A 25,317-nucleotide genomic window follows, 5' to 3' on the forward strand; every position below is an offset into this window, starting at 1 on the left:
TTTGAAGATTAATAAAAAGATCGCATTTTGATAGTTCAATTTTAAAATCTAAATTTATAATCCAAGCTTTATGCTCACTAAATTGAATCTCTTTGCATAAAAAAAGCACTCTTCAACTCACTCAGAAAAGTGCTTTTTATAAACTCATTTACTTTTAAGAAGCAAATTTTGCATTTGGAAAGAAACGGTTTTCAATCGTGTCATAGCACCATTGGAAAATAAATGTATAAACCAGAATACACATGGTCAAAGCAAAATCTAGAATCAATGCTTCGATAAATGACATATTCATCATATAAGCAATAATTGGAATAGTTGCGAGCATCAAACCGCCCTCAAACCCAATAGCATGCATAATACGAACAGGTATCGTTCTTTCCCACTGATATTTAAACTCAATTTTCTCGAAATAGTGATTAAATATCATATTCCAGATCACTGAAATAACAGCCATGATCACACCTAAAACACCTGTGACCTCAAGTGGCATACTAAAAATAAAACTTAACGCGATAGCGATGATGACCAATAAAATCACTTCATAACTGATCGCATGAATGAGCCTTCTTTTGGAAATCAACATTTTTAAAACACTCTTTTGTTTGGATATGGCTCATTTTATTTTTATAATTTTGATCAATCCAATCAGATTCTTTCAGTTTTATTGACAGATGAATATAAATCAAGAACAACTACTCATGTTCCAAACCGTCATGGAAACAGGTTCATTTTCAGCAGCAGCACGAAAGTTAGGTAAAGTCCCATCTGCGATAAGCATGTCGATTGCAAACTTAGAAATTGATTTAAACCTCAATTTATTTGACCGTATCGGACGAGAACCTATTCCTACTGATGCAGCAAAAATGCTGTATGAAAAAACTCATTTGCTTTTGATTGAAATGAATCAATGGAAACAGCATGCTCACGCGTTGAGTAATGGTCTGGAATCCACATTAAATATTGTCGTGGTATCAGAACTATTGCACACCAATTGGACAGATTACATCACATTGCTCGAACAAAACTTTCCGAGTTTAGCAATCAATATTGTCTCTGCCCCACAGGAAGATGCCCTGCAAATGCTACTTGATCAAACCGCCCAGTTAGCACTGATGTTTGAACGGGAGCATTTAGATAGTCGGGAACAGTTTGTTGAATTAAAAAGAGAGGCTTTGGTTCCTGTTATTGCAAAACATCATCCTCTTGCTCAACTCAAACAAGTGTCATTTGAGCAAATGGTGCAAACCCGTCAGATTGTGGTGGCGAGTCGAGACCATACCATCAAGCCTGAACTGTTATTTTCCAAAGATTACTGGCGCACCGATAACCATCATTCCGCCTGCATGATGATTGTGCGAAATCTTGGCTGGGGAGTACTGCCTCTTGAAATGTTTAATGAAAATCCAGAATTGAAGAAAAAGTTAAAAATCATGGAACTTTATGATTTTACGCCAAAGTTTGAATATTATGTAGACTTGGTCTGGAGCCGTGAAAGTGATCTGGGTGCAGCAGCACGTTTCTTAATTGAACATGTTCGCCAAAAACGTCAGCTTGACCACAAATAATCAAAAGCGAATAGATAAATCTTAATCTGTAATGAAAGCAGGGCTTTGCTTTCACGGAGATTATGCTATAACAGAAGTTACCAATAATATTGTTTAGCAAGAAACCTATAGCAATGACTGAATCTGCATTACATCAATTAAAAAAATTAACCACTGTGGTTGCTGATAGTAGCGATCTGGAAGCGATTGAAAAATTCCGCCCTTTGGACGCGACTACCAATCCATCTCTGATCACGGCTGCTGCTGAACAACCAGAAAGTAAAGAACTGATTGAAGATGCCTATGCACAGGCAAAACAAGAAGGTTATCAAAGTGATGAACTGATTGAACGCACCATTGATATTTTAACTGTGAAATTTGGTGTTGAAATTTTAAAGCTGATTGATGGCCGTGTATCAACTGAGGTAGATGCCTCACTGTCTTATGATACCGAAGCGACGATTGCCAAGGCACGTGAACTCTCCAAGCTTTATCAGGGCTATGGCATTGAACAGTCACGCATCCTGATCAAGATTGCGTCAACATGGGAAGGCATTCAAGCAGCTAAAGTTTTAGAGGCTGAAGGGATTCCATGTAACCTAACATTATTGTTTGGTTTGCATCAGGCACAAGCTTGCGCAGATGCCAAAGTCACGCTGATTTCCCCATTTGTAGGTCGTATTCTGGATTGGTATAAAAAAGCTGAGGGTGTTGATCAATATCCTATTGAAAAAGACCCTGGAGTGCTGTCGGTTAAGAAAATCTATAACTACTACAAACAACACGGCATTCCAACACAGGTCATGGGTGCAAGCTTCCGCAGCACAGCGCAAGTTTTAGGCTTGGCAGGTTGTGATTTATTGACCATTGCGCCAAATTTATTGGCGCAACTGGAACAGGATCAGCAAACGGTTACAGCTCAACTCAGTACCGAAGCAGCACAACAGGCAGAAAAAATTGAACGTCCTGCCCAAAGCAAAGAAAGCTTTAAGGCAGAACTTGAACACGACTTGATGGCTTTCCAGTTACTGCAAAGCGGTATTGATGGCTTTATCAAGGCGCGTGACCAGCTCAGTTTATTACTGCGCCAATCTTTTGGTATTGATGCTGAAATCAAGCCTTAATTAGTCGATTTTTCAACTATAAAAAACCGATTTTTGTTACTATAGCAAGAATCGGTTTTTTAATGAGTTGATTGTGTTTGGTATCACAGATTTAACCGCTTACATCATTGGTACAGTGTTGATCATCTTATTACCTGGCCCCAACTCGTTATATGTAATGTCGGTTGCCTCACGTTATGGGATCCGAACAGGTTTTTGGGGTGCATTAGGCGTATTAACAGGTGATTCTATTTTAATCCTGCTGACTATTTTTGGAGCAGCATCCCTGTTACAAGCTTTTCCAATTTTATTTGTGATTTTAAAAATAATCGGGGGTGCCTACTTAGCCTATTTAGGTTTTAAATTATTACAGGGCGCTTATCAAACATGGAACACACCACAACAGCATGCTGAACTGCCTGATTTACCTCAATTAGATCAAGTTCATCCTTACCGTACAGCATTGAGTATCAGCTTGCTTAATCCCAAAGCCATCCTATTTTTTCTGTCTTTCTTTGTGCAGTTCGTCAAGCCAGACTATGCCTATCCTGCATTAAGTTTTTTAATTCTGGCGATTATTCTGCAATTGATTAGCTTTAGTTATTTAACCGCCTTGATCTTTTCTGGTATTAAATTGGCAGCTTTCTTTAAACATAACCTTAAACTGGCAGCAAGTGGTATTTGTCTGGTCGGTATCCTGTTTTTTGGTTTCGGTCTTAAACTCGCAAGCTCAACGCTGGCTTAATGCTACTTTTGATCGAATGATCAATTTATCCAATCATTTTAGAACTACGATTTAGCGGATATTAACGATATACTTTTCAACAAATTTTAATCAACTATAGATGCATAGATGCAACGCCTTATTCAAGATTTTTCCATTCCTGCGGTATTTGCTGGTTTTATCACCTTTTTAATCGGGATTAGCGTTTCTGCGGTCTTGGTGATCCAAGGCGCACAATCTTTAGGGGCAAATACAGCACAAATCAGCTCTTGGTTTTGGGCACTGGGTTTGGCAATTGGTCTATCAGGCTTAATCCTGTCATGGAAATATAAATATCCCGTTGCAACAGCATGGTCGACCCCTGGGATTGCGTTGATTATCGCTTCTACAGGCCATTATGATCTGTATGAAGCCATTGGTGCTTTTCTGGTTTGTGGGATTGCGATTGCAATAGTCGGATTTTCTGGAATTTTTCTAAAACTATTGGCGCATATTCCGCAAAGCCTCACCTGTGCGATGCTTGCAGGAATTTTATTAAAATTTGGCATACAGATTTTTAGCAGTATGCAAACTCATCTGGGGTTTATCCTGAGTATGCTGCTGATTTATCTGCTCTCAAAAAGACTGTTTCCGCGTTACAGCATCGTACTCACCGTGATTTTAGGAGCGATGATTTGCCCATTCTTTATCGAGTTTCAATTGCATTCCATCACATGGTCTTTGGCACAACCTGTCTGGATGCAACCTGCATTTTCATGGTCTGCCTTACTCGGTCTGGCTTTACCGCTGTTTGTGATTAATATGACCTCACAAAACTTGCCTGGGATTGCCATGATCAAGAGTTATGGCTATCAACCGCATGTCAATCAACTGGTCGGCTGGACGGGTGTTGCCCATACCATCTTTGCCCCGTTTGGCTGTTTTTCGATAAATTTGTCTGCGATTAGTGCGGCTGTCAGTCTGGATGATCAAGTTCACCCTGACCCCGCCAAACGTTACATTGCTGGCATCAGTTGCGGCGTTTTCTATATTTTGATGGGACTGTTTGCAGCAACGCTGGTTAGCCTGCTAATGTCATTTCCACAAATCTTTATTGTGGCGTTGGCTGGAATTGCCCTGTTTGCAACCATTAGCCATAACGTTGCACTTGCTTTTGCCGATGTCGAAGAACGTGAAGCCGCCTTGCTGACTTTTTTATGTAGCGCTTCTGGTGTGCAGTTCTGGGGGATTGGTTCTGCTTTTTGGGGATTGATCTTAGGTATTTTTGTTTTAATCTTATTCAAGTTTAAACTCAAAAATAAGCCTTAGTATCCTAAGGCTTATTTAAGAATATAATTGGCTAACCGTTATTTTTCATCCAAATCTTTCTGCGCCTCTTCATCATTTAAAATGCGTCCAGCCTGTTTAGGTCGAATTAATGGTGCAGTTGGACGTGGATGTGCATTGGTATATTGCAGACCCACAGCTGCATAAACGTCATCCGCAGCGATTTCTGTTTCAAAACGCTCATCATCACGCTCACGAATTTCATCGGTGATGCGCTGAACCTCATCTTCATCGACACCCAGTTCTTGCAAAATCACGCCGCCAAACTTGATTGCAGATTCAAAGGTTTCACGAATCATATAATCCACTTTTTGCTTGACTAAATAAAGTGAGTGTTCGCGGTCATAGGAACGTACCAGCAGCTTGGCCAGTGGAAATTCGTGCGTCACCAGCTTCACAATTCGATTGGTGGTTTCTTTACTATCGACACACACCACGATTGCCTGCGCCGTAGCCGCCCCTGAAGCATGCAGAATATCCAGACGGCAACCATCACCATAATAGATTTTAAAACCGAATTTTTCCGCGTTTTGAATCATGTCAATGTCATTATCAATAATGGTGACATCAACGCCTCTTGCCAGTAATAATTGACTGGTCACCTGTCCAAAACGGCCAAAACCAATCATTAGAATACTGCCACTAAGCCCCTGTGCAACATTAAGATTGTCTAAATTAATTTCTTCTTTAGTTTGAGTAAATCGCTTGAATACAATCCCTAAAATTGGAGTCAACACCATTGAAAGTACGATAATTGCGGTCAGGTTCGACTTAACGGTATTATCAATCACTTGAGCGGAGACAGCAGTAGAAAACAGAGCAAAGGCAAACTCACCACCTTGAGCCATCAATAAAGCACGATCCAAAGCTTCCGTATGCCTACTTTTGGTCAGGCGAGCAACAATATAGATCATCAGTGCCTTGGCAAACATCATCGCCAACACACCACTTAGAATAAGCTGCCAGTTTTGGGCAACCACGGACAAGTCAAGCGACATCCCGACCCCGAGGAAAAACAGGCCCAGTAACAGCCCTCGGAATGGTTCAATATCCGCCTCGATTTGATGCCTGAATGTTGATTCAGATAACAACACACCTGCAAGAAAAGCACCCATCGCCATAGACAAACCACTGACTTGCATCAGCAATGCAGCACCCAGCACAACCAGCAGCGCTGCTGCGGTCATGACTTCCCGCGCCTTTGCAGCCGCCAGCAATCTAAACAGAGGATTCAGCAACCAGTAACCTGCTGCAATCAAACCTGCAATTGCAATTAAACCAATACCAATATTTTCTAAACGCGCCGAGGTACTTTCAACCACATGGTTGGGCGCCATAAATGCTACGATAGCCAATAAAGGTACAATCAATAAATCTTCAAACAATAAAATGGCAACAATCTTCTGGCCCTGTGGCTGGGCAATATCACCCCGATCTCCCAGTGACTGCATCACAATTGCTGTTGAAGTGAGTACAAAACCAGCCGCCCCAATAAAAGCCACCTGCCATGTGAAGCCAAATAATAGCCCCACACCTGTTAATGCGGTCGCACAGACTACTATCTGCAATGTCCCCAGGCCAAAGATTTCGCGTCTGAGTCCCCATAAATGTGAAGGCTGCATTTCTAGACCAATCACAAACAGGTACATGACAATCCCTAATTCTGCAATATGTAAAATTGATGTGGAGTCGTGGAAAAAAGCAAAGCCAAATGGTCCAATGATCAAGCCTGCAATTAAGTAACCCAATACCGACCCCAAACCTATTCGTTTAAAAATAGGGACTGCAATCACAGCCGCGGCCAATAAAACCACGGGTGCAATTAAGCTAATTGAATGTGCCTCTGAACTCATGTTGTTCTCATTTTTATAAATGCGATTTTATTCTATGTGAAAGCTTAAAAGACTGATATATCATTTATGAGACATAACCTATCAATTCATTTATTTTCATGCGGATAGAAACAAAAAAGCCGTCAACCATGACGACTTTTTTGTGTTCATCTTGAAAATCTAAAGTTATAGCTCACGCACCACTACGCTTTTTGCGATTTTGTCATGCCAACCTTGTTTTTTGCTATCGAATGCAATCCAGATAAAACCTAGAAAGAAAACCAGCGTAGATGGGAAATAACCGATATAACGAAGAATGGCTTGCCCAACCGTCAGGTTTTCACCTGTTTTTTCATCCAGTACCTTTAAACGTAATAACCGTTTTCCAGGTGTACCTGCAAATTTAACCCAACAAAAAATATAGAACACTGCCATCAAAATTTGCCAAAACCAATCTGATGCTGTAGTCATTTGAAATGAATAGCTCGTTGCTTCCCTACCAAATAAAAGCGTAATTGGTAGCAAAGCAACAACGACAATGATTGAGTCGATAATGGAAGCAACTAAACGAATCCAAAAACCAGCATATTCGTATTTATAAGACATTTACCCCTCTCCTTTTTCTTTGTAAATATTCATAAACATTGAAGAATAATAAACTTCTCTTAATTTTATTTATATTGAATTTTGTTTTAGTTCTCTTTCAAAGAAATCTAAGGTTCGCTGCCAAACGACTTTCGCCTCGGGTAAACCTCGACTCACACTGCGGAAACCATGCGGCATATTATAAGTATAAGCTTCTACACGATCACCTAACTGATTAATGAGTTTGTTACGTTTCGTTGCTGGGCAAAATGGGTCTACAGTTGACCAATGACCTTGTAGAATTCGGATATCATCTAAGGATTCTTTTTTCGGTACACCTGCACCCTGAATGCCCAAAGAATGATGATAAACCACAGGTGCAAGCATATCCTCACGTTTTGCCATTTGGATAACGTAACCACCTGTTAAGCATTGACCAAGCATACCAAGTCGACCATTTGAGCGTGGGTCAGCCTTTAATGCATCAAGTAATACATGAATCTCTTGATTAACATCACTATCAGCGGCATTGATCCGCCCAGCCTTACTGACCATTGCACGAATACAGTATTTAACTGCACCTCCACTAAATAAATTGGGTACATAAACCAAATAGCCGCGGTCTGCTAAATCTTGAGCATCTTCACGATAGACATCAAGTACGCCAAACAACTCATGTAGCAATAAAATAGCAGGTACTTTTTCTGATTTTTCAGCAGGTGCATAAACTTCTACTTCTATGTCACGTGTGGGTAATGTGATTGTTTTTATTTCCATGTTAATGATCCATCTTGTTTTAAAATTAATCACATACTATTTATGACAATATTAATTGTCAAATAAAAAAGGATGCTATAAACATCCTTTCTATGAGATTTCCAATTTCTGTTTTTCAATCATTTAAATGATGCTTAACACTCTATCGAATTTACAGCTAAACCTCCTTTCGAGGTTTCTTTATATTTATCGGACATGTCTTTGCCTGTCTCTTTCATGGTTTGAATGACTTTATCCAAAGAAACATAATGCTCACCATCACCATTGAGCGCCATCTGTGCTGCGTTAATGGCTTTTACAGCAGCAATAGCATTACGCTCAATACATGGAATTTGTACTAAGCCACCCACAGGATCACAAGTCAGTCCTAGATTATGTTCTAATCCAATTTCGGCAGCATGTTCAACTTGTTCAGGTGTTCCATTTAGAATTTCAGCTAAACCAGCTGAGGCCATTGCACATGCTGAACCGACCTCACCCTGACAGCCAACCTCAGCACCAGAAATAGAAGCATTCAATTTACATAAAATCCCAACTGCTGCGGCACTTAAAAAGAATTTTACAATCGTATCCTCAGATTCATCTTCGGAAAAATTCACGTAATAAGATAAAACTGCGGGGATAATACCAGCCGCACCATTGGTCGGTGCAGTCACGACTCGACCACCTGCTGCATTTTCCTCATTTACTGCAAGTGCAAATAAATTCACCCACTCCATTGCATTAAAAGTGGTCGCGATCAGATTGCTATGTTCTTTTCTTAATAACCGTTGGTGAATACTTTTCGCGCGACGTTTTACTTTTAATCCACCTGCCAAAATGCCATCATGCTGTAAACCACTTTGAATACAAGATTGCATCACATGCCAAATTGCTATGATTTTTTCACGTATCTCAGTTTCAGTTCGCCAGCTTTTTTCATTTTCTAGCATCAAATAACTAATGCTGCACTGATACTTTTTGCAAAGTGCTAAAAGTTCCTTTGCGCTTTGAAATGGATAAGGGATCCGAGTTTTATCTTCAATAAAACTTCCTTGGTCTATATGACTCTCATCTAAGATAAAACCGCCCCCTATCGAATAATAAGTATTGGCATAGACTTCATTGTTTTGCTGATCAAATGCAATAATTTTCATTGCATTCGGGTGATAAGGCAAAGCTTCATCTATAAAGAGGATATCTTGATTCGCATCAAATGGAATGGAGTGAGTCCCTGCAATTTTTAAAATTTTAGAGTTTAAATCGAGTTCTAGAGTTAAATGACTTTCTAAAATATTGATTGTTTCAGGATCATTACCCATTAGCCCCAGTAAAGTTGCTTTGTCTGTAGCATGACCGATTCCTGTTGAAGATAATGAACCGTATAAGTAAATTTTAATCTGTCTGACCTTTTCTAAATCACGGCGTTGTTGCAATACCTCGACAAAACGATATGCTGCTCGCATCGGTGCGACAGTATGTGAACTTGAAGGACCTACACCGATTTTAAAAAGATCAAATACACTCAAAGCCATGTGTGATTATTCCTATAATGCTCCCATTTCTATTTTTTATAATTTTTTAATTGAGGGAAATTCTATAAATGATAAAAAACAATAACCACAACCGTAAACGATTGTGGTTAAAGGTAAAACTTACTTTAGATTAAATACTGAGTAAAGAATTTAGTGTTTCAGAAACATTCTTAGATTTAACTTTCGGCTGCATCGCTTTAAGTGCTTGCTGTACCTGAGAACGCTGAGGTTCGGCTAAGGTGTACCAACGTGACAACACTTGTAATAAACGAGAACCTAAAATTGGATTTTTCTCATCTAGATAAGTCGCAAGATTAATGAAATGTTCAACGCCAAAACTCCATGTATTCACGGGACTATTAGATAATCCACCACTCACAGAGCGAATACGATTCGGTGTACCTAGATCATAATCAGGATGCTTAGTGAGGTATTCTATGGTTTCAGCAGTCGCATTAGGGTTAGATGATTGAATCGTAAACCATTGATCTAAAGATAAAGCTTCATCTTTAAAACGATTATAGAAATCATCCAATACCGACTGGGCTTGAGGTGCATCATTCCAAACAAGAACCCGCAAAGCATCTAAACGCTCAGACATATTTCCTGTTTGCTGATATTGCTGATAGGCCAATTCAAAAGCAGATTCATCACCTTGACGTGCCAACATATTTAACATGATGTTTTTCAATGCACGCACACCCATTGCCAAAGAAAATTCTTTCTGCAAGTCAGGATCAAGCGCTAAATAGGTTTCTTTCCAGAATGAACCAAGGTCACGTGCCAAACGATTTATAACTGCTTCACGTTTTTCACGTACTAATCCTGGTTCATAATCTTGATCGATACGGCTACCTAAGTAACTTTCACTTGGAACATCAAACAAACGTGATGCAAGTAAAGGATCTTTATTAACCAAATCAGGCAAAGTATTTTTAATTGCTTGGATGTAAGTATCTGCTTGATGATCTTCTAATAAAATACGTTCTAGCAACGTTTGTGTCGCTTGCCATTGGTTAAAACCATTGGTTTCATGTTGAATCAAGAAAGCTAGATCATCATTTGAATAATCAAAGCTTAAATTCACTGGTGCAGAGAAATTGCGTAGTAATGAAGCTACTGGTTGTTCGGTCACATCTGTGAATTCAATAGTCGCTTCATCTTGATCAAATAGGTAAACGCCATCTTTTACATCATTTACAAACAGATCAGCACTATGCAAAGTGTACTGCTCACCTGTTTTTGCATTGAACAATGCTAAAGCAACTGGGATTGGCACAGCTTTCAAGTTTGGATATTTAGGATGTGCTTTTAGACTTTGTTTCAAGCTCAAATGATAGGTTTTTGCAGCCGCATCATATTCACCTTTCGCTTCTAGCTTAGGTGTACCTGGTTGGTTATACCACGTAAGGAAATTTGATAAATCCACACCTGAGCCTGCACTGAGTGCAGCAACCCAATCTTCAACAGTAACCGCTTGACCATCATGACGAAGGAAATATTCATCTGTGCCTTTACGATATTTTTCTTTACCTAATAAGGTCGCCATCATGCGGTTAATTTCCGCACCTTTTTCATAAACTGTCGCTGTGTAGAAATTATTGATTTCCACAAAATGATCTGGACGAGGAGGATGAGATAAAGGACCTGCATCTTCAGGGAATTGATGTGCTTTTAATACAGCAACATCATCGATACGCTGTACTGCTGCCGACTGTAAATCCTCAGAGAAAGACTGATCTCGGAATACAGTTAAGCCTTCTTTTAAGCAAAGCTGAAACCAATCACGACAGGTAATACGGTTACCAGTCCAGTTATGGAAATATTCATGTGCAATCACCGATTGAACACGCATGATTGCAGCATCAGTCGTATATTCTTCATCAGCAAGTACACAAGAGGTATTAAAGATATTTAAGCCTTTATTCTCCATCGCACCCATATTGAATTGGCTGACAGCCACAATCATATAGTTGTCGAGATCATAAGGACGACCATAATGTTCCTCATCCCAACGCATCGAATGCTTTAATGCTTCCATCGCAATATGACATTTTGGAATATCTTTCTCGATCGCGTAAATTTCTAAGGCAACATCACGACCTTCAGAAGTTGTATAACGATCTCTCAATACCGCTAAATCACCAATGACACAGGCGAATAAGTAACTTGGTTTCTTGGTTGGATCTTGCCAAATTGCAAAATGACGATCTTCACCTGCCTCACCCGTTTCCAGTAAGTTACCGTTTGCCAATAAAACAGGATATTTTTTGTCTGCTTCTACACGCGTTGTGAAGACAGTCAATACATCAGGACGATCCGGATAAAAGGTAATTTTGCGGAAACCTTCAGGTTCATTTTGGGTAACAAATAAATCACCTGCCTTATATAAACCTTCCAGTTGGGTATTAGACTCTGGGTGAATGATCACCTGAGTTTGAATAATGACCTCATCTGGTGCATCGGTGATCTTTAATTGCTCTGTATCTAACTCATATTGATCGGCAGTTAATAATTCACCGTTGAGTTGAATAGATTTAAGTTCTAAATCACGTCCTAATAAGATTAAAGCACCTGCCGCTTGTCTCTTCATCACTAATGTTGAATCAACAATCGTATGATCATCATAGACTTGTATATCTAAGTTGATTGATTCAACTAAAAAAGATGGTTTTTGATAGTCTTTCAAATAAATGGTTTGATCTGCTTGTACAGGAGGTTGCGCCGCAATATTCATCAGTAATCCTTAATCTTTCATCATGTCGTTAGATGGTCTTGTTGGCAAGACTTCTTGATTTGCAAATCATACGCCAACTTATAAATCCTGTCTTTAGAACCACAGTATCACTTTGATTAGTTTTATTGGGTTTGTATAAACGAATTTTCAAATTTAAACGTTGAATCAACTTATCGTTTAGACAAAATTACAACACTGTTTTCCATTCTTAAATCAAAAATACAAAAGCAAATGTCACCCATCGACTAACTTACATTTTTTTGCTGTGTTTAACATTTTGTGCACGGTTATTGCTTAATCACATATGCCAAAGTAGGTATGTAAAAATAACAAGTGAGGGTTTTATTATGGAATTAAAAGCGCATCTATATCGTTTAGAAAACATTAAAGCAATTCACGATCTCGCAACGGCTGGAATTGATCATCAAGTTATTTCAGTCTTTTTATCAGCAGAAGGCATTTGTATTACACCAATTGAAGTAACAAATATTGTGAATACTTACGATGCCTTAGGTAAAGAAAAAGTCCCAACAAAAAAAGTACAAGCCTTACTCGCTGCTAAAAAAATCTGTCAGGAGGACGAAAATTTACCATGCCCTGTTTAATCAAATTCAACCCAACAAAAAACCTCGAATTAATCGAGGTTTTTTTATTCATTTAGAAGTTATGGATTAGCACTATCCGTTCTTAGCCAAACAACCGTTCGCCCGAGAGCAGAAACACCCATATAACCACGCATACGAAGACGCTTTCCTTCGCCAGTCACAACACCCTTGCCTTTGTAGATGCGACCCGAAGTCGGTTCCAACACACGACCATCAATATATGAGTCAGGTTTATTTGGATCTTCTCTAAATCCTGAAAGAATTTGCAGTCCCAATATCGGCTTATTGGTAAAAGGTGCAGGACATTTTGAACAGTTTGTTAAGGCAATACCATGTGAATTTGGATAACGATAGACAATTTTCCCGTGATAACGCCCATCATTTCCTTTACGGATCTCAACAATTGAAAGCTGCTCACCTGTACGCTCTTCTATACTTTTCCAGTAGCCTTCGATAGACGCAGAAAAACCTAACGCACTCACAAACGATAAACTAAGCCCCATGATTCCTTTCATGAGCATTTGATTCAACATATTAACCCCTTCATTTTAAAAACTAAATTATTCATGTTTATAGATTTAATGCGCGAAAACTAACATAGTTTTAAACAATTTACACTGTACGCATGAGTTCTTTTGACTATAAAAGCAACATGATTAATCGTTATTGTTCACATAATTTTAATGTTTTATTCAAATAAAAAACCCTGACATTCTTGTTCAGGCTTTCCTAATAAATATAAATTATGGATTTGCGCTATCAGTACGAATCCATACCTGCGTACGACCTAGTGCAGAGATGCCCATATAGCCTCGCATACGCATACGCTTACCATCTGCACTTAACTGAGCTTTACCTTTGTAAATATTACCAGTTTTAGGCTCTAAGACCCGACCATCAATATACTGATTCGGTTTCTTAGGATCTTCTTTCAAACCCCAAGCGATTTGCAGTCCTAAGATTGGTTTATTTTTAAAAGGTTCAGGACATTTAACACAGTTCGTCAATACTGCTCCACCTGGCACTGGATAGCGATACACAATCGTTCCAGTATACGTATTATCAGGTTTCTTTTTTAATTCGATAATTGAAAGTTGTTCGCCTGTTCGATCGTCAATACTTTTCCAAAAACCTTCAGGTGTAGCTGCAAAAGTCATCAAACTAGATAAGGCTAATGACATGCTCATGAGTCCTTTCATGAGTGAGTTTTTTTGCATAAATCGCTCCGTAATGCAAAATAGATCCATCTAAGATACATATGTATTACAATGCTGACTGGCAGTCAATCAGACTTGAGCATATTTAATTACTTAAAATCAAAATATTTCCTAATAAAATCACATATTGAAAAACTAATATTAACCACTTCACATTTTAGCATTATTCAACAACACCATTTGAGATTCTATCCAATCTAAATATCTTCAATTTCACCTCAAAACTATTGCCACATATCCAACTCCTCCCATCGTTGTAAATCTATTTTAATCTTTACATCATAGATTATGCTCTACATGTATAATTACCGTTTTGAGGTTCAGAGGTAATAATTCAATGGAATTACAGATTCTACAAAAACAGTTAGATGAAAGTAGCCATTGCCCTTTATGCCACGCTTCAATGTATTGGGTTGAAGCTGAACAATATTCACAAGAAATTCAATTTCACGAATGTAGCCATTGCCAACATCGAGTATTTACAAATAGCAGTAAGTTAAATTGCCATTGTGATCAATGTACAGCTCAGCGTAAGAAACAAACACAACAAACAAAAATTCAAGAACAGCGTAAATACAAAGTCAAAGACGAAGTCATCTACAGCTTGAATCAGCTCAGCTTTATTCATAAGTTGTTCTTATTAAGTCTACTTGATGGATATGCCCGTGAAGATGTTCAACATGATGAACTCATTCATTGGAAAAACATTAAGTATCATGAGATTACTCCAAACTATTTATTTCAAAATCAAATTGTTAAAGAGCTATTAAATAGTGGAATCTTAAAATCTCCAGATTCAAGTATCGAGACAGAAAGTTTTTACTTAAATATAAGACTTGATGGCTATTCTGATCCAAGTTTATTCAGTGTTGCTCAGCAACTTCGATATTGGTTTTACGAAAATTTAAGTTTAGGCATTCCATTTAAAACAGTAGATGAAGTAAAAGATGCACTTTATCTTGTTTTATATCAAGAAATTGTCCAGTTTATGCAATTTTACTGTCGTACGTGGGGTATCCAAATTGCAGGTAATCGCTCTTTTCAAGGCTTTTGCTATCGATTAATGGAAAATCTAGCTGTTGGTCAACTCTTTTATTTGATTCAAACTGCATTGGAATATTTGTATAAGCAAAAAGCGCTACAAGTTAAAAATGAAAAGTTTATTAACACTAATCTCTTGAAAAAAACCTTAGAGCAGTATCGAGAACGAGCAACAACTGAGCGTTGGGAAACAAGCACTTTACCAAGACCTCATAACATTCCGTTGAGTAAAATGAGTGAAGTCTTGTTATTTAAATTTCTTGGTTATGATGAAAGTATTTTTTTCCAACCAATTTGGAAGTCATGGCGCAAGATTGAACCACGTTTAAATTTTTATTCAGTAAAGCGTTGTATGTATTGTGGTTCGAATGATCTTGCGGTTGATTATGATGCAAAAGATTATGTTTCGTTGATTTGTCGCCAATGTAAACATCAAGACCACTATTTTACACGCTAAAATTTAGCAACTAGTTTCATAAAGTAAGGATTCGATATGTCTTTAAAACAACAGCTTATTGATCAAGTGATTGAGGCTTGGCATTCCTTACAAGACAAAGTTCCTCTTGTTCAATGTATCACCAATAGCGTTGCAACGAATTACACTGCGAATATCTTGCTTGCTGCTGGTGCTTCTCCAGCCATGATCGACAATCCTTTTGAAACTGAAGCATTCACTAAAATTAGTTCCGCGCTTAGTATCAATACTGGGACCCCCACGACGGAACAAACGCAAGCGATGCTCATTTCTGCACGGACAGCACAGCAGCAGCAAACGCCTTGGGTACTTGATCCAGTAGGTTATGGAGCAGTTTTGCGATGGCGGAGCGAGACAGTAGACCAGTTATTAAACTTTAAACCCAATATTATTCGGGCAAATGCTTCTGAAATTAGCACCATAGCTGGTAATCAAACAGAATCGAAAGGTGTAGACAGCACATTAAACAGCCAAGATGTTTATGAACAAGCAAAAAGCTTATTGCAATATTCAGAGTGTATTGCGATTTCTGGTGAATCCGATTTCATCATTTCAAAACAACTAAATACAGTGATTCAGGTGAATGGTGGTTGCTATCTTCAACCTAAAATAACGGCAACAGGCTGTGCATTAGGTGCATTGACTGCTGCGTATCACGCTGTTAGCACGCCTACAATTGCTGCACTTGCTTCACATATACATTTTGCTATAGCTGGAAAATTGGCGTATGAACATGCTCAAACTGTGGGTAGTTTCAATGTCGCATTTTTAGATTATGTACATATGTTGGATGATAATTTGATTCGGCAATATGTCGATATTGAATTGTTATAATCCGAATTATGGATGAGCCATAGAATTTTAAAAAAATAAATATTAAGGCTATCAGTTGAGTTCAAACGGCATTGTTGCACAAAGCTATTCTTGAAGGCTTCGATACAGCGATTTAATGCTGTTTAATGATTAAATCTCTATTCTGTCTTTTTAAACATATGGTCACTGGCTTTGCTCAAAGCCTGATTAAACTCTGTGGTTTGAAGTGGACACACCAGATTACTCCACCCTCTGTAGACGACAAAAGCATATTGATATTGCGATAAGCTATCAGAAAAGTCGTGACGGGTTACATCTACTCGTCGACTTTACAGGGTTAAAATTTTTAGATGAAGGCGAATGGAAGCGTAAGAAACATCAGCATGAATATCGTCGCCAATGGCGCAAACTTCATATTGGTATAGATGCTAAGACCCTTCAAATACGAGCAGTTCAGCTCACAACAAACAATGTGAGTGATTCACAGGTGCTTGGTGATTTGCTTGATCAAATTCCGTTGGATGAACAAATTGATTCAGTCTATACAGATGGTGCTTATGACACAAAGCACTGCCGACAAGTCATTTTAGATCGAGATGCACATGCAGCCATTCCACCTAGGAAGAATGCAAAGCCTTGGGAAAGATAAGAACTTGAGATCTTTAGAGAGGAATGAATTATTAAAAACAGTCAAACGACTAGGTAGGTTACTTTGGAAAAAATGGTCTGGTTATCATCGTCGAAGTTTAGCGGAAACCAAAATGCATTGCATCAAATTATTAGACGATAAATTAACAGCAAGGAGTTTTCCTATTCATGTGAATGAGATTCATGCACATGTAGCAGTTTTGAATAAATTCACAGAATTAGGTCGCCCTCATACCGAAGTTGTCACTTGAATTTAGCTCAATTAGGGTAGCATTATCTTTCAAACCTTTGTGCAACAAAGCCGTTTACAACCAAAAGAACAAAATGGAACTTATTACTATTGCAAAACCAAAAAAAATTGACGACTTAATATAAAACCATATTTTTTTATGTTGATCTATTACTTCTATTGCCGAGTTAAAATTCAACCCATAGAATAGTTTTCTTTTTTTAAAAAAGTTTTCTAAGCTTTTTTCCGAAATAAAGAAAATTATATTGATAAAAGTAACACCTAAAATTACTGCCTCAATATTAGCAACATCCATTGATTTGTTTTTATACAAGTTACCATAAAATATACTCTTCAAACCTTCATTACTATTCACGTATCTTGCAGCCAATTGGTGAAAAATCGCCCACAACACAACAGATAATAATAAATAAATTACTAATAAATCTTTAAGCAACATATAAATCCCAATTATTTAAGTCTTTCATAGCTATATTCTGCAATTGTCGCACCAGTAACTCCACCCAAATATCCTCCACCCAAAGTAAATACAACACCAGCTACTCCTAATACAACAAGGACTGGAAGTCCAACAGTTCCTCCAGCAACACCTATTACAATAGCACCAACTGCAGCTCCAGCTTTAGCTCCCAGAACTCCACCAATAAGCCCCCCCTCAATTTTTCCAGTTTGCTTAATAATTTCTTTTCTAGTAGCCTCTGAATCACCAGTCTTATAAACATCTGCAACAGATTGCCCGCTGCTAATAATATCCCAAGCAAAAACTAAACGACCACCATATTTTAAACCTTTACTAACTTTCGAGGTTTCATCCATATTTTTAATATATTCATCAATACTACTATTATTTTTAGCTCGAACAAAAACAGTACGTCTTATTGCATCTCTATCATTCTTATAATTAATTCCATGATTCCATGAAAAAAATTTTTGGCCTGCAGCTTGGTTCATTCTTTTTATATCACTGGCATATTGCCTTTCAAAGCCAGCAAAGTGTCTCCTTGTCGATATTTTACTTTTTATACTTTTTTCATAGTCCATATATTTAAGTAAAGCAGTATAGCTACTAGCAGCTTCCTTATTTGCATGTCCTATTAAATTAACGGCACTATCCACCCCTTCTTTTGCAGCAAAAACAAATGGATCTTTTTTTAAATTTTCTGCAAAAAGTTCATGAAAATCAGGAGTTATGGGTTCCTTTACAAAACCAACTAGATCACTCTGTTTCTTTATTTCTTGTAATTGATCGTATGTGTTAGCAAAATATAAAGGATCAAAACTCGAGTCTTTTAACAGCGATTTTAATTTAGACTCAGCTTGACTTGCTTTTACACGATAATCAGCTAAGTCCTTTGCAGTAGTACTGTTAGACAAAATAAGAATTTGGCCTGGTATTAAAATTTTTATAGGCGCGATATTTTCAATGTGTGCATTGTTACTTCTTAAAACATCCCAATCAGAACTTGTTAATGGACGTTTAAATACTCGTTTAGACCAATCCATCATTGTTTCTTTTTGTTTAACCAAATACCAACCAACTTTACCATCGTTTAAATAAATTTCTTTAATGTTTTCAGTAGCTTTTTTAGTAATCGCACTTGTCGTTTTTATGCTAAAAGCACTCCAATTACTTTTTGTTGAATAGGCTTTGGCAGAAATTTTTTGCAGTAGCTCTCCCCGAATATAAACCTCATAAATCAAAACAGTATTTATATTATGAATTTCATACCATTGAGTAAAACCTTGTTCATCAAAACGGCCTTCAAAAATTGTTTGTTTATTCGTACTTTTGTTATGAACAACAAACTTATATGTCAAATCTTTTAACTTTAAAGGAGCTTGTACATTAAGCTTTAATCGACTGTGATGCATATCTGCTCCTTATTCTTCCGCATTTCCATCTTCTTCAGCTTCTTCAATCTCATTGACCATGACCCTTGTTGTCAGGGATTGAGCTGAAGCCGTGGTTTTTAAATTCATAAACCCATTTCTATCCGTTACACCCTTTTGGATATTCCCACTTTCATCAATAAGAAGATAAGGTCTTTTCATTAATGCCTGATTTTCTTTATTTTTAACTAAATATTGAAGAATATAGGGGTTATCCATTTCAGGCAAAACAGGCATTTGTGGTGATATAGTTGCCCCATCCATAAACAAATGCTGCCCTGCTTTTGCTTCAAACTTGCCACTGGTCACAGGGAAAATACCTGAACCATTCAGTTTGATCTGAGAACCACCGGCAGTAATCACAATTTCTTTGGGGCTAGTGATCTCAATGCGGTCTTCGGTTGAAATAATCTGAATGCCTTGCTTGGCCAGTAAGTCCATGCCATCCGATTGAGCCTGAACCTCAAACTTACCTTTGGCAGCAACCTGCTTAATCCCACTCTCTGCGGCAAACAGGCTAATCCTGTTTTGTGCATGCGTAATCAGGTTCTTCTGTGTACTTAAATTGATACTATCACCTGCAAACTGGTTGATCTACCCATCCGCAGATAAATGAATATCTTCATTGGTACTTAAACCAATACCCGCACGTGAGTTCAGCAATAATAGTGATTTTTTAAATTGAGCAATTTTATCTTGAATCTGCTCAGCGAATTCTTTGAGTTGATCAACGGATTCAATTTCATCGGTCTGCTGGTTCTTGGCCACTTCACTTAAGGCTTTGGCATTGTTTTGATTGCCTTCCAGCTGCTGCTTGGCAGGCTGTACATCAAGATGTTCACCTTGCGCCTTATCCTGTTTATGCGTGGAAACGAGTAAACCTTCACCTGCACGTACTGCACCCCATTGATCTGTACGCAATTCAAAGCCTTCACCGCGGTCTTCGCTTTCCGCTGTAGCTTTTGGGTGGCTCAGTTTACCAAGATTCAACTGGCTGGCAGCATGACTGCTTTGCAGTTGCGCACTGATCTGACCTGTAGTGTCATCAAAACGCAGTTGGTTAAAACCTTCGCCCTGATATTCTCTGGACTTAATCCCTGCCAGTTTTTTGGTGTCTGGCAGCTTGCCGGCATTGTCAAACTTGGTTGGACTGCGATGGGCTTCGTGAATGCGTCCGACCACAAATGGACGGTCAATGTTGCCATCAAAGAAGTCAATTACCACGATTTCATCGATACGTGGCAGGAAGCGTGCACCATAGCCTTCACCAGCCCAAGGGGTCAGTACATCGACCCAGGCTGAATCGGTATCGTTGTCATTGGCCCCCGCACCACCATCGTGGTTATGGTCTTCACTACGGGTAAACAAGAAACGGACTTTGACACGGCCCCATTCATCCACATGGATTTCTTCACCGCTTGGCCCTACCACTTTAGCGCGTTGTGGGTGTACTGTGGGTCGGTGTTGCTCTGGTTGATATTCAGGGACTGTTTTGATGTTACGGCGTTGTAAGGTCAGTGTATTGGCTTGGCGTTCTTCTTTATTGGTTTGGATATTGGCATTTTGCCAATTGCTTTGTTGCAGCAATTGGTTAATTTGCTGGTTCAGATCTTTGGGAAGGTTGTTTTGATTATAGTAGCTTTTGCCTGTAATCAGAAATTCTTGATCTGATCCACTGTGTTGGTCTATTTCAGGATGTTCAGTCAGTTGAAACCAGTAGCCTACTTGTGTATCACGTACCGTAGTTTGAGCGGTGAAGTATTTGGATTGTAGGTCGTGATAGTGTCCTAAGATTTGGTTAAACTTTTCGATTTGTGAGTTGCCTGATGCGGTCACTCCATCTTCTCCGTTGAGGTCTTGCATCCATGCTGGGCTAAAGTGCCATGCATCCTCTAAGCTGAGACTGGCATTGTCGAAGTGTGCACTATGTTGATGGGTACTTTGTACACGTCCTGCACCCTGTTCTTGTTTCAGTACATCAGCTTGCCAGCGTTGGATATACACACTATTGGGTTGCAGTGAGCGTTGTCCTATCAAACTAGTCATACTGTCATATTGTTCTGTGGCGTTACTGCGACGGTATCGAATCTGTCGACGCGCTAAAGTTCGGTATTGACTGTTGTCATCAATCAGACGGAGTTTTTGGGGTTGGATGGCTGCACTGCTGTTTGGCACGATCAGCAGTGCTTCATCAATAAGCCAGTTGATGCCTTCACTACGTAATAATCGAGTTAAGAACTCATAGTCCGTTTCGTTGTGTTGCATGATAAATGGACGGACACCATCGTCTTGTTGTAGTCCATTTAAATCAAGGCTTAGGCTCGCAGCGAAGAGTGAGCTTTTTTGTTGCCATTCTTTAAATACAATCTCTATAACATCAACCACAGTTTTATTGATAAACACACGGCTATTGCGACGTTTTTTCCACAGTGCAGTAGGATCTACAAGTGTAAGTTTATAGAGGCTTAAACTGCCGTCGGATTGGCCCTGAAAGGCCTGAGTAATAAGACCTGTAGTGCGAAACAATTGTCCTGAGTCAGTGACTTGATCAACCGCGACTTGGCTACCAATGAATTGTTTTAATGAAATCGTAGCATCAGTGGATAAGCAAATCAGTTCCGCACGGATGCCTTGATTGATTTCATGTTGCCCATCTATGCGTTGTAAAAAGACTTTGGCATTTAATATAGGATTGGAAAATTGAATATGGAGGGCACGTTTTTGTGAAGTGATGCCTAATTGATCTAATGCGCGAAATATATTATTCAACATCTCTTGTTATTTAATATTGACTTAAATTTCGCGCATTCTATAAACGATAGACTAATCTGTCTATATTTTTAATGTTAATTTATTGCAACAAATTAACTAATCTGTTGAATTCTCAAAATTAATCTCGTAATTTCAATCATACGGTAGACTTAAAATAATTTTCTTTAGGTATATCAACAACTTAAACACAAATTTGTGTTTTAAAATCTGATTCAGATTGTAAATATTTTTTTATTTTAAGTGCCTGTAAAAGTGCTTCACCAAGTTGCTTTTTCTGTTCTGCAGTTCGCCCACTTAACAGATATAACTTGAGATGAATATATGCTTCTAAAGGCAGATTTATTCCAATTAAAAAACTCTGATCTTTGAAAATTCGTGACTTAATGTCCTGTTCGACAAATTGCTTCGAGTCAAGTAATGTTGAATTAATTCGCTCTAATAATTGAACTTCATCTAAATCAATCAAGTTTGCTGAATAGTTCACTATGATATGAGGCATATGATCGTCCTATTCTATAAATAACAATGCCAAACGCACCTGATCATAAGCCATTCTCGGACTAGTTGCTTCAACAATCGGGCGTAATTTAATAGAGCCATCATCCGTAAAATGTTCTGGATTTTTACGCTTGCTCAATCGTTTATAGATTTTTCGAACTTCCTCAACAACTTCATCACCAGGATGTGCAACTGAAATATCCAAACCTTGCTCTTTGTGAAGGCGCGATAAATGATTGATGATGGTAGCTGGAGTCAAACCTCTCTCGTGAGCAATATCTTCAATTTCATAACCACCCTCAAACAATGCCTTCGTTTCATCCAAAGTAGCAGCCGCATAATTTTGCTTAGCTCCTTTGCTTAATTTTTTCTCATTTCGACTAATTTCAGTCGGGTTCAAAGTCCCCCCACAGTGTCGAATAAAGGCATTATGTTGAGTTGTCAAATCCATTTGTTCAAAGCTGATTTCCGCCTCACTCGAAAGCTCTTGAAAACGGCGATCTGCTTTTATTGCTAAACTATCCAACTCTAAAGCTTGCTCATTAAATCCAAGAAGTTTTAGACCTGTTAGTGATTTTAAACGCGAAAGAGCCACATACCCCTGACCTTTTTCAAAAGTATGGGTAAGATTGATTTCGGCAGCTTCTAAAGTCATTCCTTGGCTTTTATGAATCGTAATCGCCCATGCTAGACGTAATGGAATTTGTTGAAAACTTGCAATCACTTTGCCTGCTTCATTTTCAATTGACCATGTTTCTGGCTCAACCAATAATGTTGTTCCATCCGTCAATTTAACTTTTGGCAAGATCCCTTGTGTATCATCTTCCTCGAAGCCAATCACCTCTCCCAAGCTTCCATTGATATATCCCATATCAAAATTGTTTTTTACAAACATAACTTTGGCATGCTTTTTCAAGGTAAGTTCTTCTGGAGCGCGAACAGATGATTTCAAGGTTTCAATCAGTTTTTCATTTCCATCAACAACCGCATTGAATTGATGGCTCTCGTTATCAATTTCATTCAAATGCTGATAATTAATGTTATCAACATCCATATTATGTGTATAAAGTCGTGTAAACGTCTCACCTATATCGTGATGTTTAGACTGCTGCAATGCTGAGATATGGTGATTTTGAATACTTTGAGCACGAATAGCGTTTAAAATTTGGTTAAGAATTTCATCGTCTTGACGATGTTGTTCGGTTAAATAGCAAACTCGAAATTTAGCTTCAACCCATGCATCAGACATAAAGCAAAATTTATCACGGTTGGCTTCACCGTTTCGACCTACGGGTGGTAACTGGAAAAAATCTCCCGCAACAATCACTTGTATGCCACCAAAAGCCTCATCGCTTTCTTTAAAATATTTTAAGACTTGATTAACAAGATTTAGCTGCTTAGCGTGCAGCATTGAAATTTCATCTATGATAAGAACCTGAGCATTTTCTAAATGTTCTTTTAAATACTTACGCTCTTTCATACGCTTAAGATCATCATCACTCAAGCTATCTTTAATTCCAATCCCTGCCCAAGTATGAATAGTCATACCATTCATATGCGTCGCTGCAATTCCAGTAGATGCAGTGATCGCTACTGGAACTTTACGCGCCTTGAGGTACATGATGTATTGATTGAGCGTATAGGTTTTACCTGCACCAGCTGAACCTGTTAGGAAAACATTTTCCCCAGCTTTGAGTATATTCAGTGCAGTTTCTTGTTTCATAATTTCGTCAGTCAAAAACAACAGCACATAGCTTAACGATTTTTTAATAAAAATAAAAATCTAGCTGTTTAGAGAACTGCCAATGTCGCAGATTTGGATTGACAACTTATAGTTTTCATTTAATGTGTTTGCTAATGAATTTTGACTCGATATATAACAATGAATACTTCAAACCTTCATACATATCAAACAGATATATTAGGTGAGGATTATCAGCAACTGACTTTAAATTTTGCTGATGATTACGATGGCAAAGTCGTGGCAACATTAATTCGAAAAAAAGCCCACAACCCAACAAAAAAAGCTGTTTTGTATATTCATGGTTTTGCTGATTATTTTTTTCAAACCGAAATGGCTGAAAAATTTAATCAACATGGTTATGACTTTTATGCGCTCGACCTAAGAAAATATGGTCGTTCGAAGCTTCCGCATCAGAAATTGTATTATGTACTTGATTTAAGAGAATATGATGCTGAAATCAGTAAAGCACTCGAGATGATCGCTAAAGAAAATCATAATCAAGTTCTATTGGCAGGACATTCAACGGGTGGACTCATCTCAACCTTATATGCTGCGCATTATCCTGATCATCGTTTAATTAAAGCATTATGGGCAAATAGCCCATTTTATGACTTTTATAAAAGTGTGATTGAGAAAAAAGTCGGTATTCCTCTATTAAGTGAAGCAGGTAAACATTTACCCAATGCCAAATTTCCAAGTGGGCTAAACCCTTGGTATACCCCAAGTTTGCATAAAGACTTTTATGGAGAGTGGGATTTCAATTTAGATTGGAAACCTAAATCTATGCCATTTGTACATTTGTGTTTCGTTCACGCGATTCATGAAGCGCAAAAAGAAATTCATCGTGGTGTAAGTTTGAAAATTCCAACGCTGATCATGCATTCCCATCAATCTAAATATCCTAAAAAATGGGGTATAGATGCGCAGCAAAGCGATGTGATTCTTGATGTGAAAGATATGATTCACAATGCTAAGAAAATGAAAGGTGATGTACAAACTTTAGCAATTCATAATGGTTTACATGATCTTGTTCTGTCGGCGCCACCTGTTCGTGAAAACGTTTACCAACAATTGTTCCAATGGTTAGAACAAAAAATTCAATAATCATATTTATATTTGGCTGATTGAATCAGAGCAGTTATGAACTAGTTCTGATTTGGTCAGCTTCAATTTAAAAACGCACCAAATTTTAGCATTTTCTAAAAAAAGCCAAGCCATCAGC

20 protein-coding genes and 2 pseudogenes are annotated in these 25,317 nt (G+C 38.2%); 9 read left to right on the top strand and 13 right to left on the bottom strand.

Annotated elements, in window-relative coordinates; genetic code table 11:
- Window positions 1–154: 154 nt before the first annotated feature.
- Complete coding sequence (gene aceI, locus F948_RS08720; RefSeq protein ID WP_004912058.1) at window positions 155–583, bottom strand: chlorhexidine efflux PACE transporter AceI; 429 nt, start codon at window positions 581–583, stop codon at window positions 155–157.
- Between the two features lie 88 nt (window positions 584–671).
- Here aceI and aceR point away from each other — a divergent pair, with 88 nt between their 5' ends.
- The 4 genes from aceR to F948_RS08740 all read left to right on the top strand — a co-directional run bounded on the left by aceR (window position 672) and on the right by F948_RS08740 (window position 4,679).
- Entirely contained in the window at window positions 672–1,565 is an 894-nt protein-coding gene (gene aceR, locus F948_RS08725) for an HTH-type transcriptional regulator AceR (RefSeq protein WP_004962775.1), read from the top strand.
- Window positions 1,566–1,678: 113 nt separating this feature from the next.
- Complete coding sequence (tal, locus tag F948_RS08730) at window positions 1,679–2,668, top strand: transaldolase (protein WP_004962779.1); 990 nt, start codon at window positions 1,679–1,681, stop codon at window positions 2,666–2,668.
- Between the two features lie 73 nt (window positions 2,669–2,741).
- Window positions 2,742–3,392, top strand: coding sequence for a leucine efflux protein LeuE (gene leuE / locus F948_RS08735; protein ID WP_004962781.1), 651 nt, complete (start codon window positions 2,742–2,744; stop codon window positions 3,390–3,392).
- A gap of 108 nt (window positions 3,393–3,500) precedes the next feature.
- Entirely contained in the window at window positions 3,501–4,679 is a 1,179-nt protein-coding gene (locus F948_RS08740) for a benzoate/H(+) symporter BenE family transporter (RefSeq protein ID WP_004962783.1), read from the top strand.
- Window positions 4,680–4,717: 38 nt separating this feature from the next.
- Here F948_RS08740 and F948_RS08745 read toward each other — a convergent pair whose 3' ends face one another.
- The 5 genes from F948_RS08745 to pepN all read right to left on the bottom strand — a co-directional run bounded on the left by F948_RS08745 (window position 4,718) and on the right by pepN (window position 12,142).
- On the bottom strand, window positions 4,718–6,550 hold the full coding sequence (locus F948_RS08745) for a monovalent cation:proton antiporter-2 (CPA2) family protein (RefSeq protein ID WP_004962787.1): 1,833 nt from the start codon (window positions 6,548–6,550) through the stop codon (window positions 4,718–4,720).
- A 165-nt stretch (window positions 6,551–6,715) separates the two neighbouring features.
- Window positions 6,716–7,135, bottom strand: a complete 420-nt coding sequence (locus tag F948_RS08750; protein WP_004912070.1) for an RDD family protein — start codon at window positions 7,133–7,135, stop codon at window positions 6,716–6,718.
- 69 nt (window positions 7,136–7,204) lie between these two features.
- Window positions 7,205–7,891: a dienelactone hydrolase family protein gene (locus F948_RS08755; RefSeq protein WP_004912073.1), complete on the bottom strand. Its 687-nt coding sequence runs from the start codon at window positions 7,889–7,891 to the stop codon at window positions 7,205–7,207.
- A gap of 134 nt (window positions 7,892–8,025) precedes the next feature.
- Window positions 8,026–9,405, bottom strand: coding sequence for an L-serine ammonia-lyase (locus F948_RS08760; RefSeq protein WP_004962792.1), 1,380 nt, complete (start codon window positions 9,403–9,405; stop codon window positions 8,026–8,028).
- Window positions 9,406–9,535: 130 nt separating this feature from the next.
- Window positions 9,536–12,142 (bottom strand): aminopeptidase N, encoded by a 2,607-nt coding sequence (gene pepN, locus F948_RS08765; RefSeq protein WP_004962796.1) that lies wholly within the window; start codon window positions 12,140–12,142, stop codon window positions 9,536–9,538.
- Window positions 12,143–12,489: 347 nt separating this feature from the next.
- Here pepN and F948_RS08770 point away from each other — a divergent pair, with 347 nt between their 5' ends.
- Window positions 12,490–12,747 (top strand): hypothetical protein, encoded by a 258-nt coding sequence (locus F948_RS08770; RefSeq protein ID WP_004955000.1) that lies wholly within the window; start codon window positions 12,490–12,492, stop codon window positions 12,745–12,747.
- Window positions 12,748–12,806: 59 nt separating this feature from the next.
- Here the strand turns inward: F948_RS08770 and F948_RS08775 are convergent, their stop codons facing one another.
- Together F948_RS08775 and F948_RS08780 are read right to left on the bottom strand one after the other, a co-directional pair.
- Window positions 12,807–13,280: a DUF2147 domain-containing protein gene (locus F948_RS08775; protein ID WP_004955003.1), complete on the bottom strand. Its 474-nt coding sequence runs from the start codon at window positions 13,278–13,280 to the stop codon at window positions 12,807–12,809.
- 210 nt (window positions 13,281–13,490) lie between these two features.
- Window positions 13,491–13,964 carry a DUF2147 domain-containing protein gene (locus F948_RS08780; protein WP_004962800.1) on the bottom strand — a complete coding sequence of 158 codons (474 nt, stop codon included), beginning with the start codon at window positions 13,962–13,964 and terminating at the stop codon, window positions 13,491–13,493.
- 337 nt (window positions 13,965–14,301) lie between these two features.
- Here F948_RS08780 and F948_RS08785 point away from each other — a divergent pair, with 337 nt between their 5' ends.
- From F948_RS08785 to F948_RS08795, 3 genes and pseudogenes are all read left to right on the top strand, one after another.
- Window positions 14,302–15,462 carry a hypothetical protein gene (locus tag F948_RS08785; RefSeq protein ID WP_004962803.1) on the top strand — a complete coding sequence of 387 codons (1,161 nt, stop codon included), beginning with the start codon at window positions 14,302–14,304 and terminating at the stop codon, window positions 15,460–15,462.
- 36 nt (window positions 15,463–15,498) lie between these two features.
- Window positions 15,499–16,314, top strand: coding sequence for a hydroxyethylthiazole kinase (thiM, locus tag F948_RS08790; protein ID WP_004962805.1), 816 nt, complete (start codon window positions 15,499–15,501; stop codon window positions 16,312–16,314).
- A 116-nt stretch (window positions 16,315–16,430) separates the two neighbouring features.
- Window positions 16,431–17,192 (top strand): annotated as a pseudogene (locus F948_RS08795) (IS5 family transposase); the annotation flags it as partial.
- Window positions 17,193–17,246: 54 nt separating this feature from the next.
- Here the strand turns inward: F948_RS08795 and F948_RS08800 are convergent.
- From F948_RS08800 to F948_RS08825, 5 genes and pseudogenes are all read right to left on the bottom strand, one after another.
- Window positions 17,247–17,630 carry a hypothetical protein gene (locus F948_RS08800; protein WP_004962815.1) on the bottom strand — a complete coding sequence of 128 codons (384 nt, stop codon included), beginning with the start codon at window positions 17,628–17,630 and terminating at the stop codon, window positions 17,247–17,249.
- Window positions 17,631–17,641: 11 nt separating this feature from the next.
- The gene (locus F948_RS08805) at window positions 17,642–19,063 is read right to left on the bottom strand and encodes a hypothetical protein (RefSeq protein WP_004962817.1); all 1,422 of its coding nucleotides are present in this window, start codon (window positions 19,061–19,063) and stop codon (window positions 17,642–17,644) included.
- Between the two features lie 9 nt (window positions 19,064–19,072).
- A pseudogene (locus F948_RS08815) lies at window positions 19,073–21,853 on the bottom strand (type VI secretion system Vgr family protein).
- Between the two features lie 181 nt (window positions 21,854–22,034).
- The gene (locus F948_RS08820) at window positions 22,035–22,352 is read right to left on the bottom strand and encodes a 5-carboxymethyl-2-hydroxymuconate Delta-isomerase (RefSeq protein WP_004962827.1); all 318 of its coding nucleotides are present in this window, start codon (window positions 22,350–22,352) and stop codon (window positions 22,035–22,037) included.
- Between the two features lie 9 nt (window positions 22,353–22,361).
- Window positions 22,362–24,074: an AAA family ATPase gene (locus F948_RS08825; protein WP_004962829.1), complete on the bottom strand. Its 1,713-nt coding sequence runs from the start codon at window positions 24,072–24,074 to the stop codon at window positions 22,362–22,364.
- 159 nt (window positions 24,075–24,233) lie between these two features.
- Between F948_RS08825 and F948_RS08830 the strand changes: the two genes are divergently transcribed.
- Window positions 24,234–25,199, top strand: coding sequence for an alpha/beta hydrolase (locus tag F948_RS08830; RefSeq protein ID WP_004962832.1), 966 nt, complete (start codon window positions 24,234–24,236; stop codon window positions 25,197–25,199).
- The last annotated feature ends 118 nt before the right edge of the window (window positions 25,200–25,317 follow it).

Source organism: Acinetobacter junii CIP 64.5, from assembly GCF_000368765.1.
GTDB lineage: Bacteria > Pseudomonadota > Gammaproteobacteria > Pseudomonadales > Moraxellaceae > Acinetobacter > Acinetobacter junii.

Excerpts from the sequence above, each read along its gene's own strand:
- aceI (WP_004912058.1), bottom strand. The coding sequence starts at position 583 with ATGTTGATTTCCAAAAGAAGGCTCATTCATGCGATCAGTTATGAAGTG.
- aceR (WP_004962775.1), top strand. The coding sequence starts at position 672 with ATGAATATAAATCAAGAACAACTACTCATGTTCCAAACCGTCATGGAA.
- tal (WP_004962779.1), top strand. The coding sequence starts at position 1,679 with ATGACTGAATCTGCATTACATCAATTAAAAAAATTAACCACTGTGGTT.
- F948_RS08740 (WP_004962783.1), top strand. The coding sequence starts at position 3,501 with ATGCAACGCCTTATTCAAGATTTTTCCATTCCTGCGGTATTTGCTGGT.
- F948_RS08745 (WP_004962787.1), bottom strand. The coding sequence starts at position 6,550 with ATGAGTTCAGAGGCACATTCAATTAGCTTAATTGCACCCGTGGTTTTA.
- F948_RS08750 (WP_004912070.1), bottom strand. The coding sequence starts at position 7,135 with ATGTCTTATAAATACGAATATGCTGGTTTTTGGATTCGTTTAGTTGCT.
- F948_RS08755 (WP_004912073.1), bottom strand. The coding sequence starts at position 7,891 with ATGGAAATAAAAACAATCACATTACCCACACGTGACATAGAAGTAGAA.
- F948_RS08760 (WP_004962792.1), bottom strand. The coding sequence starts at position 9,405 with ATGGCTTTGAGTGTATTTGATCTTTTTAAAATCGGTGTAGGTCCTTCA.
- pepN (WP_004962796.1), bottom strand. The coding sequence starts at position 12,142 with ATGAATATTGCGGCGCAACCTCCTGTACAAGCAGATCAAACCATTTAT.
- F948_RS08770 (WP_004955000.1), top strand. The coding sequence starts at position 12,490 with ATGGAATTAAAAGCGCATCTATATCGTTTAGAAAACATTAAAGCAATT.
- F948_RS08775 (WP_004955003.1), bottom strand. The coding sequence starts at position 13,280 with ATGTTGAATCAAATGCTCATGAAAGGAATCATGGGGCTTAGTTTATCG.
- F948_RS08780 (WP_004962800.1), bottom strand. The coding sequence starts at position 13,964 with ATGCAAAAAAACTCACTCATGAAAGGACTCATGAGCATGTCATTAGCC.
- F948_RS08785 (WP_004962803.1), top strand. The coding sequence starts at position 14,302 with ATGGAATTACAGATTCTACAAAAACAGTTAGATGAAAGTAGCCATTGC.
- thiM (WP_004962805.1), top strand. The coding sequence starts at position 15,499 with ATGTCTTTAAAACAACAGCTTATTGATCAAGTGATTGAGGCTTGGCAT.
- F948_RS08800 (WP_004962815.1), bottom strand. The coding sequence starts at position 17,630 with ATGTTGCTTAAAGATTTATTAGTAATTTATTTATTATTATCTGTTGTG.
- F948_RS08805 (WP_004962817.1), bottom strand. The coding sequence starts at position 19,063 with ATGCATCACAGTCGATTAAAGCTTAATGTACAAGCTCCTTTAAAGTTA.
- F948_RS08820 (WP_004962827.1), bottom strand. The coding sequence starts at position 22,352 with ATGCCTCATATCATAGTGAACTATTCAGCAAACTTGATTGATTTAGAT.
- F948_RS08825 (WP_004962829.1), bottom strand. The coding sequence starts at position 24,074 with ATGAAACAAGAAACTGCACTGAATATACTCAAAGCTGGGGAAAATGTT.
- F948_RS08830 (WP_004962832.1), top strand. The coding sequence starts at position 24,234 with ATGAATACTTCAAACCTTCATACATATCAAACAGATATATTAGGTGAG.